This window comes from Bacillus sp. NPDC077411 (genome assembly GCF_044543425.1).
Classification (GTDB): domain Bacteria; phylum Bacillota; class Bacilli; order Bacillales; family Bacillaceae_G; genus Bacillus_A; species Bacillus_A bruguierae.
This window is the reverse complement of sequence record NZ_JBITWA010000012.1, coordinates 135,876-154,948: the sequence shown is the minus strand read 5'-3', so window position 1 is coordinate 154,948 and position 19,073 is coordinate 135,876. Positions and strand designations below refer to the sequence as shown.

Annotated in this window: 16 protein-coding genes and 1 rRNA gene; 4 read left to right on the top strand and 13 right to left on the bottom strand. The window is 36.6% G+C overall.

Annotated elements, in window-relative coordinates; translation table 11 throughout:
* Positions 1-297, bottom strand: a 16S ribosomal RNA gene (locus ACIGHG_RS16330); the annotation flags it as partial.
* A 402-nt stretch (positions 298-699) separates the two neighbouring features.
* Here ACIGHG_RS16330 and ACIGHG_RS16325 point away from each other — a divergent pair.
* Positions 700-3,744: an efflux RND transporter permease subunit gene (locus tag ACIGHG_RS16325; protein WP_396549426.1), complete on the top strand. Its 3,045-nt coding sequence runs from the start codon at positions 700-702 to the stop codon at positions 3,742-3,744.
* Positions 3,745-4,070: 326 nt separating this feature from the next.
* On the opposite strand, the gene pstA is transcribed toward ACIGHG_RS16325, so the two are convergent.
* From pstA to ACIGHG_RS16310, 3 genes are all read right to left on the bottom strand, one after another.
* A complete protein-coding gene (gene pstA, locus ACIGHG_RS16320; protein ID WP_090918963.1) occupies positions 4,071-4,988 on the bottom strand; it encodes a phosphate ABC transporter permease PstA in 918 nt (305 codons plus the stop codon).
* A gap of 2 nt (positions 4,989-4,990) precedes the next feature.
* The gene (gene pstC, locus ACIGHG_RS16315) at positions 4,991-5,881 is read right to left on the bottom strand and encodes a phosphate ABC transporter permease subunit PstC (protein WP_139207750.1); all 891 of its coding nucleotides are present in this window, start codon (positions 5,879-5,881) and stop codon (positions 4,991-4,993) included.
* Positions 5,882-6,122: 241 nt separating this feature from the next.
* Complete coding sequence (locus ACIGHG_RS16310; RefSeq protein WP_336473754.1) at positions 6,123-7,025, bottom strand: phosphate ABC transporter substrate-binding protein PstS family protein; 903 nt, start codon at positions 7,023-7,025, stop codon at positions 6,123-6,125.
* A 720-nt stretch (positions 7,026-7,745) separates the two neighbouring features.
* Here ACIGHG_RS16310 and ACIGHG_RS16305 point away from each other — a divergent pair.
* From ACIGHG_RS16305 to ACIGHG_RS16295, 3 genes are read left to right on the top strand one after another with little or no spacing between them, the layout of a single operon-like run.
* Complete coding sequence (locus ACIGHG_RS16305) at positions 7,746-8,003, top strand: FeoA family protein (protein WP_090918958.1); 258 nt, start codon at positions 7,746-7,748, stop codon at positions 8,001-8,003.
* A complete protein-coding gene (locus ACIGHG_RS16300) occupies positions 8,000-8,722 on the top strand; it encodes a FeoB small GTPase domain-containing protein (protein ID WP_336473753.1) in 723 nt (240 codons plus the stop codon). The genes ACIGHG_RS16305 and ACIGHG_RS16300 overlap by 4 nt, the downstream gene beginning before the upstream one ends.
* Complete coding sequence (locus ACIGHG_RS16295; protein ID WP_336473752.1) at positions 8,700-10,100, top strand: nucleoside recognition domain-containing protein; 1,401 nt, start codon at positions 8,700-8,702, stop codon at positions 10,098-10,100. Before ACIGHG_RS16300 ends, ACIGHG_RS16295 begins: the two co-directional genes overlap by 23 nt.
* 144 nt (positions 10,101-10,244) lie before the next feature.
* On the opposite strand, the gene ACIGHG_RS16290 is transcribed toward ACIGHG_RS16295, so the two are convergent.
* From ACIGHG_RS16290 to qoxB, 9 genes are all read right to left on the bottom strand, one after another.
* On the bottom strand, positions 10,245-10,385 hold the full coding sequence (locus ACIGHG_RS16290) for a hypothetical protein (protein WP_336473751.1): 141 nt from the start codon (positions 10,383-10,385) through the stop codon (positions 10,245-10,247).
* Positions 10,386-10,397: 12 nt separating this feature from the next.
* Positions 10,398-11,585, bottom strand: coding sequence for a Ger(x)C family spore germination protein (locus tag ACIGHG_RS16285; RefSeq protein ID WP_396549423.1), 1,188 nt, complete (start codon positions 11,583-11,585; stop codon positions 10,398-10,400).
* Positions 11,569-12,687, bottom strand: a complete 1,119-nt coding sequence (locus ACIGHG_RS16280) for a GerAB/ArcD/ProY family transporter (RefSeq protein ID WP_336473749.1) — start codon at positions 12,685-12,687, stop codon at positions 11,569-11,571. The genes ACIGHG_RS16285 and ACIGHG_RS16280 overlap by 17 nt, the downstream gene beginning before the upstream one ends.
* A 1-nt stretch (position 12,688) precedes the next feature.
* Positions 12,689-14,158, bottom strand: coding sequence for a spore germination protein (locus ACIGHG_RS16275; protein WP_396549421.1), 1,470 nt, complete (start codon positions 14,156-14,158; stop codon positions 12,689-12,691).
* Between the two features lie 311 nt (positions 14,159-14,469).
* Positions 14,470-15,645, bottom strand: a complete 1,176-nt coding sequence (locus tag ACIGHG_RS16270; RefSeq protein ID WP_336473747.1) for a M20 family metallopeptidase — start codon at positions 15,643-15,645, stop codon at positions 14,470-14,472.
* A gap of 198 nt (positions 15,646-15,843) precedes the next feature.
* Positions 15,844-16,068 carry a DUF4022 family protein gene (locus ACIGHG_RS16265; RefSeq protein ID WP_336473746.1) on the bottom strand — a complete coding sequence of 75 codons (225 nt, stop codon included), beginning with the start codon at positions 16,066-16,068 and terminating at the stop codon, positions 15,844-15,846.
* Positions 16,069-16,187: 119 nt separating this feature from the next.
* A complete protein-coding gene (gene qoxD / locus ACIGHG_RS16260; protein WP_090918941.1) occupies positions 16,188-16,487 on the bottom strand; it encodes a cytochrome aa3 quinol oxidase subunit IV in 300 nt (99 codons plus the stop codon).
* A gap of 2 nt (positions 16,488-16,489) precedes the next feature.
* Complete coding sequence (gene qoxC, locus ACIGHG_RS16255) at positions 16,490-17,092, bottom strand: cytochrome aa3 quinol oxidase subunit III (RefSeq protein ID WP_396549418.1); 603 nt, start codon at positions 17,090-17,092, stop codon at positions 16,490-16,492.
* A gap of 13 nt (positions 17,093-17,105) precedes the next feature.
* The gene (gene qoxB / locus ACIGHG_RS16250; RefSeq protein ID WP_336473744.1) at positions 17,106-19,040 is read right to left on the bottom strand and encodes a cytochrome aa3 quinol oxidase subunit I; all 1,935 of its coding nucleotides are present in this window, start codon (positions 19,038-19,040) and stop codon (positions 17,106-17,108) included.
* Positions 19,041-19,073 lie beyond the last annotated feature (33 nt).

Below are 19,073 nucleotides of genomic sequence, written 5' to 3'. Positions count from 1 at the left end.
CTACGCATCGTCGCCTTGGTGAGCCGTTACCTCACCAACTAGCTAATGCGCCGCAGGTCCATCTATAAGTGACAGCCGAAGCCGCCTTTCAATTTTGCACCATGCGGTGCAAAATGTTATCCGGTATTAGCCCCGGTTTCCCGGAGTTATCCCAGTCTTATAGGCAGGTTACCTACGTGTTACTCACCCGTCCGCCGCTAACTTCTTAAGAGCAAGCTCTTAATCGGTTCGCTCGACTTGCATGTATTAGGCACGCCGCCAGCGTTCATCCTGAGCCAGGATCAAACTCTCCAATAAAGTTTGTCTAGCATCATAAATAAAAATTGACGTTTCACGTTGTTTGTTTCGTTCAGTTTTCAAAGAACTTGTTTGCCGCCTGATTGCGACTTCCTTATGCTAACATTTCAGTTATTCAATGTCAACTAAGTTTTTTATTTTTCGCTTTCTGCTGAAGTGCAGCAGCGACGTTTATTAATATATCATCTTCTTTTTTTTAATACAAGTATTTTTTTAAAAAAACATAAAGTTTTTTTGATGATATCAATTCAATCCTTTATAAACCTTTCGCTAGCCATACACTGAACGCCTCACTTAAGAATTTTTTTAGGAATTTTTTACATACACTTAACTCTAAATCCTTATCGTTTGTTATATAGTAAAACAGTAAACCATCAAACCCTATCATGGAGGAATTCACTTATGGAAAGATTGACGAAGTTTTCATTAAAAAACAGGGCCGCTATTATCATCATGATTTTTCTCATCTCTGTATTAGGTATTTATTCCGGCTCTAAATTACCGATGGAGTTTTTGCCAAGCATGGATCAACCAGTTGTAACAATTACTACCTTATCTGAGGGACTAGATGCTGAAACAATGACAAAAGAAGTAACAGAACCTCTCGAAAAGCAGTTTCGAAATCTTTCACATGTCGATACCATTACATCATCAACAAGTGAGGGATTGTCAAAGATTGAAATTATGTATACCGCAAAGACAAATATGAAAGATGCAGCGCGTGAAGTTGAAAAACTCACAAACGGAATGCCGCTTCCAAAAGGCATAATGAAACCTATTGTCAGCCAGCTAAATACTTCTATGATTCCACTCGCACAAATTACAGCCCAAAAGAAAAATGGCTTTACAAAAGCCGATGAAAAACAAATTGAAAAAGAAATTATCCCACAACTTGAAAATATCGACGGTGTTTCTAATGTTATGTTTTACGGGAAATCAACATCAGAACTATCTATTGTATTAGATCCCGTTAAAATGAAAGATCAAAACATCATAACATCACAAATCGTATCTGCCCTTCAAGGAAAAGAAGTTTCTATACCAGCTGGGCAAATATCTATAAATAATGAAAATCATCTACTTCGTGTAATTGGAGAAATTAAAAGTATTGAAGAGGTAAAAAACATTACACTCACACCGCAAGTAAAATTAAGTGATATCGCAAAAATTGAGTTGAAACAACATCATGATGCAATTTCTCACATTAACGGAGAAGATGGCGCTGTACTAGTCGTTATGAAAGAACCAAGCAAAAATGCTGTTACAATCGGAAAAGAAATCGAGAAAAAGGTTAATGATATAAGTAAACAATATAAAGATACTTTTACGATAAAAACACTTATGTCCACACACGAACAGGTCCAAAACGCTGTTACAAGTATGGCTAAAGAAGTTGTTCTTGGTGCTATTGCCGCTACATTCATCATTTTAATTTTCTTGCGTAACATTCGTACTACTTTAATCGCCGTTGTCAGTATCCCTTTATCCATACTCCTTACACTCTTTTTACTTAATCAATCTCATATCACTTTAAATATTTTAACATTAGGTGGATTAGCAGTTGCTGTCGGACGCCTTGTCGATGATAGCATCGTTGTAATTGAAAACATTTTCCGTCGTTTACAAAAAGATTCTTTCTCAAAAGACGTCATTATTGATGCTACAAAAGAAGTTGCAATCGCGATTACATCTTCTACTTTAACAACCGTCGCTGTTTTTTTACCAATCGGTCTCGTATCAGGTGGAATCGGTGAATTTATGTTACCTATGGTGTTAGCTGTTGTATATTCAATTCTTTCATCCTTATTGGTAGCATTAACAGTTGTTCCACTCATGGCCTTTCTACTTTTAAAGAAAATAAAACATGAAGAGCGAAAAGAAACGAAACGTTATACAGCCATTTTAAAATGGTCGTTATCACATAAATTTATCATTTTATTTACTTCTTTTTTATTATTTGTTGGTTCAATTGCAGCTTACATTCTACTCCCAAAAGCCAACATTAAATCTGATGATAACACCATGCTTTCCATTAATATGACATTTCCTGCTAATTACGATTTAGAGAAAGGGAAACAGCAAGCTTTTGAATTTGAGAAAAAGTTACTTGCAGATTCACAAGTACAAGATGTTACATTACGGATGGGTTCTGCTTCAGAAGATGCACAGTGGGGACAAACGACAAAAAACAATCTTGCAAGTATATATGTAGGGTTTAAAAAAGGAATTGACCTTGAAACGTACATTAATAAACTAAAAAAAGAACAGAATCAATTTCAACCAGCAACATTTGATTATATAAAAGTAAGTTTTTCAAATTTCGGTGGTGGAAATGCATTACAATTTAACATCACCGCTAACAATAATAAAGATTTAAAACAAACTTCCGACCTTGTTACTACAAAATTAAAAAGCTTAAATGGTCTTTCAAAAGTAAAAACGAATACGGAGGAAGAAAAAAACGAATGGGTTGTTAACGTCGATCAAACAAAAGCAGAAAAAGCAGGACTAAATTCTGAAGTCATCGGACAACAAGTGGCATTTCTAATGAAAAAATCGCCAATTGGCCAAATCACACTCGACAATGAAAAGACAACTCTTATGCTAGAACACAAAAAAACAGAGCCTCCTAATAAAGATGCGATTTTAAACTCAAATATTTTGTCACCAATCACTGGTTTAATCGCATTAAAAGATGTTGCAACGATTTCTGAAAAACAAATACAAACCGAAATATTTCACAAGGACGGAAAAGAAACAATTCAAGTTACAGCAGAAGCGAAAGGTGAAGACTTAAGTAAAGTAAGCGCAGAAGTAAATACAGCTATTGCAGATTTGAAATTGCCTGATGGAGCGAAAGTTACCATTGCTGGAGCAACAGAATCGATGCAAGAAAATTTCACTGATTTATTTAAGGTTATGGGAATTGCGATTGGTGTTGTTTACTTAATTATGGTCATTACTTTCGGGCAAGCACGTGCACCATTTGCAATTTTATTCTCTCTCCCATTAGCAGCTGTAGGCGGGATTTTAGGTTTAATTCTTTCACAAATACCTGTCGATTTAAACTCTCTTATCGGAGCTTTAATGCTAATCGGGATTGTTGTAACGAATGCAATTGTATTAATAGAACGTGTACAACAAAACCGCGAAAAAGGAATGGCAACAAGAGAAGCACTATTAGAAGCTGGTTCAGTACGGTTGCGCCCAATTATCATGACAGCTATTACAACCATCTTCGCAATGCTCCCTCTATTATTCGGTGATACACAAGCTGGAAGCATGGTATCCAAAAGCTTAGCTGTTGTAGTCATTGGCGGTTTATTAGTTTCTACATTACTAACACTAGTTGTCGTACCCGTTATGTACGAATTGCTAGATCGAATCGGTAGTAGAAGACACCGCAAAAAGCAACACGAATCTTATACAAATGTTCCTAAATCTTAAAAATATAAAAGCCGTATTCAGACTTCCGAATACGGCTTTTGCATTTTTCCTTTCAGAATTTCACATGACAAAACAAGAGTGTCCTTTAAAAGTCGATTTTCTCAAACTTTTAGGACACTCTCTTTATTCTATATATCCATTTTAAACTTTTGACACATAAATCGCAGCTATACAAAACAAAAAGTGATCCCCGCTCGCTTTCTCCCTTTGGTTTTAACCTTGCACGTGGCAGGAAAAAGTCCTGACCGCTTCTATGCATAGCCAAATGCTCTCGCCCATCTAAAAGAAAGTTTTTTATATCTGTTATTCAATTTGTATATAAAAAGTTATGCTGCTTTTACTTTACTACTTTTGCGAGATTTTTTCGTACCAGTAAAGTGCTTATGGAGTACAGATGCGGTAAACCTTGCAATAATATTGAATAGTAATACCATAATGATTAATACTGCTGCTGATTTTGTTGCAATTAGTTTCGCGTCAGGGATAATTCCCTCAGAATTCAACTTCCAGATATGCACTGCTAATGTTTCTGCTGGTCGGAATGGATTTAATGGATGTGCAGGACTTGAAAAATCTGCTGCCGAGTTTAAAATTGGTGACGTTAATCCAGCTGTGTAAATGAGTGCCGCCGCTTCACCAAAAATACGTCCAGCCGCTAAAATTACACCTGTAATAATTTGCGGCAATGCAGATGGAAGAATCGTTCTTACAATTGTTTGCCACTTTGTTGCACCTAACCCAAGACTTGCTTCTTTCACATTAGATGGAATTTCTGTAATTGCATTTTCACAAACGCGCGTTAAACCTGGTAAATTTAAAATCGTTAAGGCTAAAGCTCCACCCATGACAGTGTATCCCCAACCCGCTGTCGTAACAAACACAAGCAATCCAAATAAACCAACTACAATAGAAGGTAAGGAAGCCATTGTCTCAATACATAAGCGAACAAAATTTAAAAAACGACCTTGTTTTGCATATTCCGCTAGGTAAATCCCTGCACCGAGACCTAAAGGAATCGAAATAATCAATGTAATAACAAGCATGTAAAAGGAGTTAAATAATTGAGGTCCAATCCCTCCTCCTGCTCTTGTATTACTCGGTTCTCCAAATAAAAAACTTGGATCCCAAAATCCCCAACCTTTTTGTAAAATTTCATATACAAGAAAAACAAGTAAAGTGACTATAAACAATGCAACTGCATAAAAAATACCCGTCCATATACTATTAACTGTTCTAGCATTCATCGTTATCTTTCACCTCTTTGGCCAATCGCTCGAATTACTACAATAAATAAGAAAGAAATCAAAAGTAATATCATCGCTAACGTCCATAGCGCATTATTCCAGGCCGTTCCATTTAACGTATTTGTCATATCCATTGTCAAAATACCCGTTAAAGTTGAAGTTGGACTATATATTCCTTCTGGTAATTTTATTGTATTTCCTATTACCATTTGCACTGCTAATGCTTCCCCGAAAGCTCGAGCTAATCCAAGAACAACCCCTGTTAAAATACCTTTTTTTGCAGCTGGAACAATAATACGACTAATCGCTTGCCATTTCGTCGATCCTAAACCATAAGAGGCTTCTAAATATTCAAAAGGAACCGAACGAATTGCATCAGAAGCAATACTTGCAATCGTTGGCAAAATCATAATGCTTAATACAACAATACCTGCAATTAAACTAAATCCTACACCACCAAATGAATCTCGTAAAATCGGGACTAAAATCGTGACGCCTAGTAAACCATATACAACAGACGGAATCCCTACCAACAATTCTAAAACCGGCTTTAATACTTTATTTCCAAACTTCGGCGAAATCAAATTCATAAACACTGCGAGTGCAATTGCAATTGGTGCACTAATGATTACCGCACCAAGAGATACTAGCGTAGATCCAACTATGAAAATAACAGCCCCAAAACTTCCATTTCCTTCATTCGGAGCCCATTTTGTTGATGTAAACACTTCTGAAATCGAGATATTACTTTGTGTAAATGATTGAATCCCTTTTGCACAAATGAACGCGATAATAGCTAATGTAATTGCAACAATTAATAAACCACAAAGCGTCACAAGTGTTCTTCCAATATATTCACTTTTTACGTAGTTAATTTGTTTTTTCCCCTTCATCACAAGACCACAACCTCACTTCATATATTGAAATGAACAGGACTGGCTAAATAGCCAGCCCCGCTTTATCCCGCTATTCGCGAGCAGTAATACTCCCACCTCAAAATTCAGCGAAAACATTGTCCAGCTCCAGTGGCTAGAATATTCGGTGGGAGATAAACTGCTGGCATGCGCCCGATTGGTTCAACTAATAATCAGTGGGGGATAAAGAACCCCCCACTGATTAAAGTTTCACTTTATATTATTGCTTTAATTTAGACATTGGGATGTAACCCATCTCTTCTACTTTCTTTTCAAAGTCTTTACCTTTTACATAATCAATGTAGCCTTTTGTTGCATCTTTTGCTTCACCTTTTGTAATCATGTATTCATAAGACCAAAACGGATATTTACCAGCAGAAATATTTTCAGTTTTTGGTTCTACGCCATCAATTTTCAATGTTTTTAAAGTACCTTTTTTGTCACCAGTCATGTAGGACATAGCTAAGTAGCTAACAGATCCTGGTGTAGAGTTAATCGCTTGCTCTACTGCACCATTTGAGTCTTGTGTTGTACCTGTAGCATCGTTAATTTTCACGTCTTTCATAACTGTTTTTTCAAATGTAGCACGTGTACCAGATGCTGCTGGACGATTAACTATATTGATTTTTTCATCTTTTCCGCCAACATCTTTCCAGTTTGTAACTTTACCAGAGAAAATATCTTGTACTTGTTTTAATGTTAAGTTATCAACTTTTACATCTTTATTTACAACTAATGCAAATGCGATACCTGCAACTTTGTTATCTACTAATTCTTTCGCTTTATCTGCTTCTTTTATTTTATCCGCAGCTGGAACATCGGAATTACCAACTTGAACAGCACCAGAAGCTACTTGGTTAATTCCAGTTCCACTACCGCCACCTTGAACTGTAATTGATACTTTTGAATTTTTGTCCATAAATTCTTTAGCTGCCTCTTCTGCAAGTGGTTGAAGCGCTGTAGAACCAGCCGCTGTAATTGTACCCGATAATTCTTGTTTCGGTTCATTACCACCTTTAGCAGTTTCTTTATTTCCTGTGCTTTCTGATTTCCCGCACCCTACTAAAGCACCAGCAACTACCAATGCCGCTAAAGAAAATTTCAAGCCTTTTTTCATAACCATGTTTTGTACCCCCATTTAATTATCACTTTTCATTTCCTGATGTGCATATCCCGTAACATAAATTCATTGTAGGATAATAATATTATGTCAGTGTTAAGCGTTTTTAAATTTTAAGTAAAGGCTGTAGATTCTTAGAAAAAGCTATATATATTCATTGTTTCTCTACAAAAAATAGCGAAAAACCTAAAGAAACCATACACATTGTAAATTTAATTTTAATAATGTAAATTAAACGTAAATTTCAATATATATTTCTACGATTTTATTAAGATTGTTTTTACAAAAACTCTACGTTTCTCCTGTTAAAACACCTAAAACCTCAGCGTGCAATGGAATAACATTTATATACCCATTTAAATTCTTCGAATAAGTTGCTGCTAGGCAGAATACAACATGAACTACACTCACTTTCCCCTTTTGTTTTAAACATTATATGTGGCAGGAAAAGGCCCTAATCATTTCTATGCGCAATCAAACGTTCTCGTGCCCCTAGGTTTTATGTCGTTTTTCAACTTATATATAGATGTGAAACTTTCATAAGTGAAGGTTTTACTGCCCAAGAATAGCGGGATAAATCGGAACACTCAAATAAATGATTGAATATTTCTAAAGTAACAATTGACAATATCCTTCACTATCATCTAGTATAATATTAACCAAAAGTTTCCCTAGGGAAACTTTTTGAACTCGTACTAAAAAAATAGAGGTGAGGTAACTCTTATGACATCGGTTAAAACTCAACCACTTTCTACTTTTAAAACAGGTCAGCTCGTACAAATTGAAAAAATCCAATTAGAAGGAACTATGAAACGTCGCCTGCTAGATTTAGGATTCATTCCAGGGGCAACGATTAAAGTGTTGCAAAAAAGCCCGCTTGGCGATCCCATTGCATATCAAGTAAGCAATACAACAATCGCACTTCGAAATGAAGAGAGCTCTCTCATATTAGGAAGCTTGATAGGAGATGATTCACAATGAAGAAACATCGCATCGCATTAGCTGGGAATCCAAACACAGGAAAAAGCACATTATTTAATACGTTAACTGGATTAAAACAACATACTGGAAACTGGACAGGAAAAACGGTATTAAAAGCTGAAGGCGAATATGAACATAATGGAAACCTCTATACTGTAATCGATTTGCCAGGAACATATTCCTTATACTCAAATTCTGCTGATGAAGAAGTGGCACGTGACTATATTATTTTTGAAAAACCAGAGGTGACAGTTGTTGTTGTTGATGCCACTGCAATGGAAAGAAATTTGAACTTAGCCTTGCAAGTAATGGAAATGACAAAAGAAGTGATTATATGTGTGAATTTAATTGATGAAGCAGAAAAGAAAGGCATTATAATCGATGAGAAAAAATTAGCAAAATCTCTTGGAGTTCCTGTTGTAAAAATTTCTGCCCGCAACAAAATCGGAATCGGTCAGTTGCTAAATACAATTGAAAAAGTAGTAAATGGAAAATTAATCCCTACCCCTTTTCAAATTACTTATAACGCAAAAATAGAAAAAATGATTCAGGAACTCGAGCCGCAAATATATAAAGTTTTTGGAGACGCTTATCCAGCTCGTTGGATTGCACTTCGCATTTTAGATGGAGACAAGAATTTCTTAGAATCTCTTCAAAAACATCATGAAGAACCACTTGTAAGGGAGGTCGTAATTAATGAAATCTCATTCAGCCAGTAAAGCCCTTCCATTAGACTATATCGTTCATCATGCGCGGACACTTGTTAAAGAAGACATTCGCGATGAAATTGTCGGTGATATTTACCGTGCTTCAGCTACTATTTGTAAGGATTCGGTTCAATATACAGATAAAAATAAATTATATCGCTCAGAGAAGCTCGATAAAATCTTCACTTCTCCTATATTTGGCTTTCCTATTATGCTTGCTATTTTATCTGTTGTTTTTTACCTTACAATTGCAGGAGCTAACGTTCCTTCTGATATGATTGCTGAATTGTTCGGATGGGCAGAAGGTCATTTAACAACTTGGTTCCAAACAATGAATGCCCCGAAATGGCTACATGGTATTCTTATTCTCGGTTTATTTCGCGGAACAGGGGCTGTTATTAGTGTTATGTTACCGCCAATGGCTATTTTCTTCCCAATATTCGCTTTACTAGAAAACTATGGGTACTTGCCACGTGTTGCTTTTAACATGGACCGTCTTTTTAAACGTGCCGGAGCACACGGAAAACAATCATTAACGATGGCAATGGGCTTTGGCTGTAATGCAGCTGCAATTATGTCAACGCGTATTATTGAATCACCACGTGAACGTATGCTCGCAATCTTAACAAATAACTTTGTTCCTTGTAATGGCAGGTGGCCAACACTTATTTTATTAGCATCTTTATTCATGGCCGCTGGATATACGGGTGGCATGCAAACCCTTGTAACATCCGGTGTTGTTGTCGGTATGGTTATAATTGGTATTGTCGTAACTTTAACTGTATCATGGGTACTCTCAAAAACAGCTTTAAAAGGTGTTCCAACCCACTACACACTAGAATTACCACCTTATAGAAAGCCTAAAATTTGGGATACGATCGTACGTGCAACACTCGATAAATCCATATACGTTCTAAAACGTGCTGTTATCGTAGCAGCACCTGCAGCGATATTAACATGGATACTAGCAAATGTATTTATTGGAGACACAAGCCTTCTTATGTATATAGTGAACTTTTTAGATCCGTTTGCAAAATTACTTGGACTTGACGGATATATTTTAGCAGCATTTATTCTCGGTTTACCCGCAAACGAAATTGTTGTTCCAATTTTATTAATGGCTTATTTATCAACAGGTTCATTAACAGAGCTAGAAAATTTAACACAAATTAAACAGTTATTTCTCGAGCACGGTTGGACTTGGCTAACTGCATTAAATATGATGCTGTTCTCTCTTCTTCATTTCCCGTGTGGAACAACTTTAGTTAATATCTATAAAGAAACGAAAAGTGTAAAATGGACTTTTCTTTCATTTGCAATTCCAACTGTAATTGCCATTGTTGTTACATTCCTTTCTACGCAATTAATAAACTGGTTAGGAATCATATAGTAAAAAACATGCGACGTATTGCGACTTTAAGTAAGAATGACAATCCCATCCATATACAGAGAACAAAAAGAAGATAACCAACAATACAAAGTAGATGGTTATCTTCTTTTTCTCTTTAAACGGACTTTTTCAGTTCCCTCCGTATTACTCAGGTTTCTTTTTGGGCTGCATTTGTTTTTGCCAAGGTTGCGCACCATATTCTTGTATTTTTTTATGAATAAAATAAGCTGTATACGGGAGAGTTGCCATTAAAACCGTACATATAATCCCTAAATTTGTAAACATGACGCTACTCCTTTACTCACTTCTTATTGGTAACACAGACCCTGTATGTTCAATACTTGGATGTACACGAACAATGATATGGCTATTGCTAAAATAATTTTGGCCTTTATCCCAATTTTTTTTAACTTTTATCCATTTCTTATAATTTTTGCGCTTGTAATACTCTCCTACTCCAAGTACATCTACTTTCAAATCTTTTTGAACAACTTTCACTGTCTTTTGTAGCTGTTTTTCCATTTCACTTGCAAGGTATTTGCTGATTTCCTTGTCACTCATCGCCTTATTATCTTTTCTTAAATAAACTTCTGCTAATGCCCCAGCTAAATATACATCAATTACAAATTTAGGTTTTGTAGGATCCGTTAAGAATGGATGAATTTTCCGGTGCATTGAACGGATTTCAAATACAATCTGTTGATTTCCTCTTTGAATTTTAAAAAAACCTCCTACTTTTTTCCCAATAATATAATTTAATCCTAATGTTTCCATTCCATTTAATCTACCGACAAGCTTTTTGTCTTTCCCGCGAAATACAGCTGCTCCTTCCATCTTAATCCCCTGACGCGTTAGTCCTAAGACTGGAAGAACAAAACTTCTGTTAGCAGACATTTTCTCTTGCAAATCACCAATTCGAATCGCTTCTAACATTTGGGCATTTTTCTGTGCATGATTTGATATCATACTTATATATTTAGCTGGTAAATTTTCTGGTTTTGCACTCTGTTTTAATATGTCTTCCGCCCTTCCTTTTGAAACGAAAATACGAATATTCCTTCGCATCGCATGATCACGAAAAAATACATCTAATGCATCTTCTAAAACGAAAGGTTTTTTCAATAAGTCCTCAGAAAAAATAAGTACTTCTATATGAGGAAAAAATAAAGAACGGCTTATTTTCTTAGAGATAATACGAATTTGAGCAAATACACTATCAGCCGTTGCATTAATATTAATATAGTTTTTCCCGCCGTCTTTACTGTCCCGCTCCGTTAAAGAACTCGGCAACACAATTTGATACGTACCTTTTATAAGGCGTGAATAACTGGTAGTTGCCGTTTCACTTTTTTCTTCCTTATTCGTTGCCGGGTCGAATGCAACACCAACAACGAACCCTCTTTCTTCAATTTCCTCCCGCTCAGAGCAACCGCTTATCAATATAACAAAAAATATGCAACCCATTATGTTAAGAAGAGGTTTCATTTTTATTTCCCCCTTCTTTTATTTTATAAACAATAAAAATAAGAAGCGTAACAACAAACATAACCGCCATGTCAACCCAAGCTAAATATGTACCGTACTTACTTATCACATTCAAATTACCTGGAATCATATTTACAATATAAATGATAGGTGCGCTAATAAAAATAAACGTATGTTTTTTTATTGCAGGAAACATTGCACAAAATAAAAAAATAGCAACATCATAATACAATGCAGTTGTATTAAAAACAGTAATAATCCATGTTATAAAAAAGATCGCATCAAATCTCTCTAGAAATCCTCCTCCTATTTCAATCTCCTTTCCAAGTTCAATTGTTGGATATGTTAAAGTGCTAGTTGTTAAATAAGTAAATACACTTATACAAGTAACATAAATTAATATATAGGATAAAACAGTAACCATAACCCCTTTTACTGCTGCAAGAGGGGCTTTTTTCGTTGATTTTAGTATAGCAGCATAGAAAAAACCTACCTCGAATCCAATAAATGTAAAAGCGGTTTCTCTGACCCCCCCTACATATTTATTAATTTTAGTTTTAAAAAATGGAGATACATTTTCAAATTCCATTAAATTAACATTTAACAGCGATAACAAAATAATAGCAGTAAGAACAATCGGTAAAAATATAACACTAAGCCTTAATAAACCTGTCCTAGATCCACAAACACCATAAACAACAACAAGCAAATAAAAAAAAGACAAAAGCTGAACAGGTGTTTCACTAAATAAATATGTTTGAGAAATAATAGAAATTGTTCGCGCTTCATAAGCCGTAATTCCCGTAAATGTTAGGATTAAAATAAAACAGACAATATAAGTAATCGGCCTCGTTAAATACACGCTCGTATATTGAACAAAATTTTGTTTCGGAAATAAAATGGCTACCTTCATGATAAACCATACAAAACAAGCACTTGTTACCCCCCCTATGAGTAAAAGAATCCATCCATCAGCAAAAAGGGAATGAGTTGCCATAACGCGCGGCATAGAAAGTGCACCTGTACCAATAATGGTAGAAGATACAGCAAAACCGAGTTCACGAGTACCAATTTCTTCATCTCCATACTCAAATGGTTTCACTTTATTCTCTCTCCTTCGAACGCAATGTATTATCTTTCGGTTGTAAATACTCAGGTCTTTCTTTTAACATCGCTTTAGGCAAACGAGCCACATCCTCCTTCCAATCCTTATAAAAAGCAGGTGCAATCGGCGCTGAATATGGTACTCCAACACTCGTTAAATTGACGATGTGAATCGCTAATGCAATTAATCCTAAAATAATTCCATACAACCCGAAGACTGTAGCAGCTAAAATAAATGCAAATAGTAAAATACGAAAAGTAATCGTAATGCTATATACCGGCAATGAAAATGTAGCTATCGCTGTGACGGCAATAATAATGACAAGAAACGGGTTTACAATCCCAGCACTTACAGCAGCCTCTCCAATAACAAGGCCTCCTACAATTCCAATCGTTTGCCCCATCGGCTTAGGAAGACGAATTCCAGCTTCGCGAATCAGTTCCATTGTGAACGCCATGATGAGCGTCTCGACATACGCTGGGAATGGGACACCTTCTCTTGCTCCAGCAATTGAATAGGCAAGAGTAGAAGGAATAAGCCCTTGATGATAAGAAACAAGAGCTACATACATAGCCGGTAATAAAATTGCAATCATGCCTGCTAATATTCGAAGTCCTCTTAACAGCGTTCCAATCATCCACCGTTCATAGTGGTCTTCCGGTGATTGAAATATATCAATCATCACCATCGGAGCAATTAGTGCAAATGGAGAACCGTCTACTAAAATAGCTGCTTTTCCTTTTGCAAGTGATGCGGCAACATTATCTGGTCTTTCTGTATTTAAAAATTGAGGGAACGGGGATAAATTATTATCTTGTATCAATTGTTCAATCGTTCCTGTTTCAAAAATAATATCAGTTTCAATAGATTGAATTCTATTATGTAACTCCTCTACAATATAAGGATTAATAATGTCTTCAATATAAACTAACGTTACTTCTTTCTGTGAGCGCTTCCCCATGATATAAGAGCGAAAACGCAGTTGCGGGTCACGGATGTGACGCCGAATTAACATTTTATTTACATTTACATCCTCAATAAATCCTAAATTAGGTCCGCGAATGATTGTCTCGGTAGAAGGTGAATCGAGACTTCGTTTTTCCCATTCACGGAAATTTATAATTATTGCAGAAGAAATACCATCAAGTAACACAATTGTATCGCCTGCTAATAGTGCATTCATAACATCTGGAAATGTCTTTGCAATACTCACTTCTCCAACTGATAAAAAGCGATCCATTACTGTTTGCATAATTGGTGCTTGTTTAGGAATTTCTTCATACTGCAATGGCCGAATAACAAAGCGATAAATCATGTCTTTATTACTGAGTCCGCATAAAAAGACGACTGCACAGCGATTATTTGCCCCTAAAAGAGAAAATTCACGCACAGTTAAGTCGTTAGGTGAATCTAACTTATTTCGAATTTCATTTGTTATTTTCGATAAGTTAGTATTTAATCCAATCATATATACCACCTAACTTTCTGTTTCAAAATGTTATATAAGTTAAAAAAGCGACATAAAAATCTATTTCTTTTTAGAGGGAGACGAGAGCATTTGGCCGTGCATAGAAACGGTCAGGGCCTTTTTCTGCCACATGAAAGGAGGTGTAAAACAAAGGGAGAAAGCCAGTAGCGGTCCTGTTGTATTTTGCATAGCAGCGGCTTAGATCTCAAAAATGTAAAACGAATTTATATAGTTAGATTTCTCTACTTAAAGAAAATATATACAAAAAGAGTTATCCCTTAGTGACTGGATAACTCGAATAAAACAAGATCTTATTTTCCATTTCTCATGAAATTCAAAACTGACGAAACAAATACGCTTACCCCAATTGGCAAGGCATCCTCATCAATTGTAAAACGCGGATGATGATGAGGATATATAATCCCTTTCTCTTCATTTCCAGCCCCTATAAAGAAAAATGTACCTGGAGCTTTTTGTAAAAATGCTGAAAAATCTTCTCCAGCCATTGTTGGCTGTAAGCGAACAACACATTCCTTTCCTAAAAGTTGCAATGCCGTAGTTTCTACATGTCTTGTTACAGTCTCTTCGTTTACAACTGGGCGATATCCATATTCGTATGTAAATGTATAAGATGCACCGTATGCCTCTGTAATACTTTTTACGATTTTTTCAATGCGCTCTGCTGTTTGCTTCCGAAGTTCATTTCGTAAGCTTCTCACTGTCCCGCCGATTGTCGCACTATCAGGAATTACATTATGAGTTGTCCCTGCATGGAACTGTGTTACCGATAACACCAATGAATCTAACGGATTCGTGAGCCTTGAGACAATTTGTTGTAATTGAGAAACAAATTGTGTACCAATCGCGATACTATCAATTGTTTCATGCGGAATACCAGCATGTCCACCTTTCCCAATAATCGTAATCGAAAATGCATCTGGAGCAGCCATCGCTGGACCATATATAACGCCAATTTTCCCAACTTCTAGCGGTGACCAAAGATGTGCACCAATAATGCAATCAACGCCTTCCATAACACCAGCGTCAACCATTTCCTGTGCACCGCCCGGAAAGTTTTCCTCAGCATGTTGAAATAAAAAGCGAATTTCCCCTTCAATTTGATCATATTTTTGTGAAAGTGTGTATGCTGTTCCCAGTAACATCGCCATATGTCCATCATGTCCGCACGCATGCATAACTCCTTTAGAACGGGAAACAAAATCAAACTGGTTTTCCTCTTCGATAGGCAAGGCATCCATATCAGCACGAAGCGCAATTGTTCTTCCGGGTTGCTTACCAATCAATCGTGCCATTACACTATAACGCGCCGGACGCGAAACTTCTAGATGAGGAAAGGTTTGCAGTATATCATAAACCATTTGAGATGTTTGTTCTTCAGAATAAGAAAGCTCTGGGTACATATGAAAATGTCTTCTCCACCAAATAAGCTGTTCTTTTGAAATAGATGCTTCTTGGATTAGATCCATATACAATCATCCTTTCTTCATTCAATTACCTGTTATTATAACTTGTATGCTCTGTAAAATAAAAACTATTCTGATAATTATAGTTTTTATTTATTTGATGTTTTAGTCTATAAATAGAAAAAGCTCTGACCGTTTCTCTCCGCAGCCAGATGCTCCCCCAAAAGAAAGAATTTTTTAACTTGTATATATACGATATACTCAAAGGTTCGCCTTATCTATGAGTTGCAAAAAGAAATAAGCAGGTGCGACGCAAAGTCCTAATACACTACTCGTTCCAATAATAAGAGAACATAAGATACAAGAATATTTTACTGCCTTTGTTTTTTTCCATCCATAACTCCAAATTTCAATGCTTAAACCAATTAATATAATTGCGATAAGTACTTCCCCAAGTAATAAAAGGGCTAAAGTTGAGATTGACATGTATTGCCACTTCCTTAGTTATATAATAGTAATATTTTACCATACACAGAAGTGAACCTTAAGAAATAATTACAAAAAAACCTGCTGAGACAATGTCCCAACAGGCTTTTGAAAATATATTACATAGAGAAGAAAATCCAAACTGTACCAACAACCGTTATTGCCGCGATGAAAAAGTGGAATACGATTGTGATTGTTTGTATTACTCCCTCTCCTTCTGTCATGTGCATAAACATAACTAATTGTAATGCTGCTTGTGCCACTGCCATTACAAGAATGCTTGTTAAAATTGTTGAAAGTGGCAAGCTTGTGTGTAACGCTACATATAAAGCTAGGAACGTTAATGCAAGCGATAAAATAAATCCGAAAACGTGTGACCATGGAAATCCGCTATGAGCATTTGTATTGTTTTGTCCCATTATTACGCCACCATCCCGTTCAAGTAAACTAGTGTGTAAATGAAGATCCAAACAACATCAAGGAAATGCCAGTATAAGCTGATAATAAATACTTTACGAGCTGTAACTGGTGTCAGTCCTCGTTTTAAAATTTGGATAATAACACAAGTTGCCCAAATGATACCACCTGTTACGTGGGCACCGTGCGTTCCAAGAAGAACGAAGAATCCAGATAAGAATCCGCTTGTTTGTAGTGTAGCACCTTGGCCAACATACATGATAAACTCTTCAATCTCCATGTAAAGGAATCCAGCACCTAATAGTAACGTAAGGATAAACCATAGGAGCATACCATTTTTGTTTTCTTTACGCATTTCATGAATTGCAATCCCGCATGTGAAACTACTTGTTAAAAGAAGAAGTGTTTCAATCATAACAGGCTTTATTTCGAAAATTTGTGCTGGTGTTGGCCCGTCTGCCGTACGACCAGCTAATACTAGGTAAGAGGCGAAAAGTGTTGCAAACAGCACGATTTCAGCCCCAAGGAAAATCCAAAACCCTAAAATATTCAATCTACTTTGTTCAGCTTGATATTCTACAGGTAAGCTTTTATCTAAAGCCGCCATTTCGTTTCACCTCTCATGCAACATGTTCTGTCTTTTTAATTTCATCTACGCTAACGTAGTATCCGTCGTCGTAATCAAACGAGCGCCAGATCATACAACCTAACATACCAATACCACCGACAATTGCTAACCAGAACCAGCTAAATACTAATGCAAAACCTGCAAGACCGATAAAACAAGACATAATGATTGGAACGCCTGAATTACTTGGCATATGAATCGGTTTTAATTCTTCAGGTTTTGGTATAATAGTTTCGCCGTTTTTCTTCATTTCCCAGAATACATCGCTATGCTTAACTTCTGGTAATTTTGCAAAGTTGTAATGTTGTACTGGAGATTGTGTTGCCCATTCAAGTGTACGAGCATCCCAAGGATCTCCAGTTACATCGCGCTCACCATGACGAATGCTATAAACTACGTTGTAGCATAATAAAGCAAAGCCAACTGCCATCATTACTGCACCGACAGATGCGATTAGGTTTAATCCGCCCCATCCAAGGTTTGCAGAGTAAGTGTACATACGACGAGTCATACCATCTAAACCTAGGAAATACATTGGGAAGAAACAGATATTAAATCCGATCATAAAGATCCAGAATGTCCATTTACCAAGACGCTCATTTAGCATATGACCAGTCATCTTTGGATACCAGAATGTAAATCCAGCAAGCATCGCGAATACTGTACCTGCAATTAATACGTAGTGGAAGTGAGCGATTAGGAAGTAGCTGTTATGGTATTGATAGTCAGCTGCTGCCATCGCAAGCATAACCCCTGTAACTCCACCAATTACGAAGTTTGGAATAAACGCCAATGACCAAAGCATTGGAACTGTAAAACGGATACGACCTTTATAAAGCGTAAACAGCCAGTTAAAGATCTTAACACCCGTTGGAATCGAAATCGCCATTGTCGAAATCGAGAAGAATGAGTTAACTGCTGGTCCTGCACCCATTGTAAAGAAGTGATGCAGCCATACAAGACCACTTAGAGTTGCGATTGCAACCATTGAGTAAACCATTGCTGTATATCCAAATAATCGTTTACGTGAGAACGTACTTACGATTTCAGAGAAAATACCGAATGCCGGTAAAATAACGATATATACTTCAGGGTGACCCCATACCCAGAACAAGTTCGCCCAAAGCATTGGCATACCGCCGCTCGCCATCGTAAAGAAGTGAGCGTCAAATAGACGGTCAAATGACATTAATGCAAGAGCAACTGTTAATACTGGGAAAGCAAAGATGATGATGACACATGTAATTAAAATAGACCATGTAAACATTGGCATTTGCATTAACTTCATGCCTGGTGCACGCATTTTTAAGATTGTTACCATGAAGTTAATCCCTGTCATCAGCGTCCCGAGACCTGAAATCTGCAATGCAATTGCATAGTAGTTATTTCCTACACCAGGGCTAAATTCTGTACCAGCCATTGGGAAGTATGATGTCCACCCAGCGTCTGGAGAACCACCGATAACGAAGGCGATGTTAAATAACATAGCACCGACGAAGAATAACCAAAAACTTAATGCATTTAAGAAAGGATATGCAACGTCACGTGCTCCAATTTGAAGAGGAACAACAACGTTCATAAGTCCCATAACAAACGGCATTGCCATGAAGAGAATCATAACTGTACCGTGTGTTGTAAAGATACCATTATAATGTTCAGCGTTTAAATATGTTGTGTCAGGAAACGTTAACTGAGCACGAATCATTAATCCATCCATACCGCCGCGGAACATCATTACAATTGCTGAAATGATATACATCAATCCAATTTTCTTATGGTCAACAGAAGTTAACCACTCATCCCAAAGCCATCTCCACTTTTTGTACTTTGTCAGCACAAAAATGATTCCTAACGTCACAAGAACAATAGATACGTCCGCTCCGTATATAATCGGATCGCCTGTGACAAAAAATTCATCAAGCTTCACTATATTCACTCCAATCTGTTGGAATAATCGTTA

Bases quoted from the DNA above. Each gene is read 5' to 3' on its own strand.
- ACIGHG_RS16325 (WP_396549426.1), top strand. From the start codon at position 700: ATGGAAAGATTGACGAAGTTTTCATTAAAAAACAGGGCCGCTATTATC.
- pstA (WP_090918963.1), bottom strand. From the start codon at position 4,988: ATGAATGCTAGAACAGTTAATAGTATATGGACGGGTATTTTTTATGCA.
- pstC (WP_139207750.1), bottom strand. From the start codon at position 5,881: ATGAAGGGGAAAAAACAAATTAACTACGTAAAAAGTGAATATATTGGA.
- ACIGHG_RS16310 (WP_336473754.1), bottom strand. From the start codon at position 7,025: ATGGTTATGAAAAAAGGCTTGAAATTTTCTTTAGCGGCATTGGTAGTT.
- ACIGHG_RS16305 (WP_090918958.1), top strand. From the start codon at position 7,746: ATGACATCGGTTAAAACTCAACCACTTTCTACTTTTAAAACAGGTCAG.
- ACIGHG_RS16300 (WP_336473753.1), top strand. From the start codon at position 8,000: ATGAAGAAACATCGCATCGCATTAGCTGGGAATCCAAACACAGGAAAA.
- ACIGHG_RS16295 (WP_336473752.1), top strand. From the start codon at position 8,700: ATGAAATCTCATTCAGCCAGTAAAGCCCTTCCATTAGACTATATCGTT.
- ACIGHG_RS16290 (WP_336473751.1), bottom strand. From the start codon at position 10,385: ATGTTTACAAATTTAGGGATTATATGTACGGTTTTAATGGCAACTCTC.
- ACIGHG_RS16285 (WP_396549423.1), bottom strand. From the start codon at position 11,585: ATGAAACCTCTTCTTAACATAATGGGTTGCATATTTTTTGTTATATTG.
- ACIGHG_RS16275 (WP_396549421.1), bottom strand. From the start codon at position 14,158: ATGATTGGATTAAATACTAACTTATCGAAAATAACAAATGAAATTCGA.
- ACIGHG_RS16270 (WP_336473747.1), bottom strand. From the start codon at position 15,645: ATGGATCTAATCCAAGAAGCATCTATTTCAAAAGAACAGCTTATTTGG.
- ACIGHG_RS16265 (WP_336473746.1), bottom strand. From the start codon at position 16,068: ATGTCAATCTCAACTTTAGCCCTTTTATTACTTGGGGAAGTACTTATC.
- qoxD (WP_090918941.1), bottom strand. From the start codon at position 16,487: ATGGGACAAAACAATACAAATGCTCATAGCGGATTTCCATGGTCACAC.
- qoxC (WP_396549418.1), bottom strand. From the start codon at position 17,092: ATGGCGGCTTTAGATAAAAGCTTACCTGTAGAATATCAAGCTGAACAA.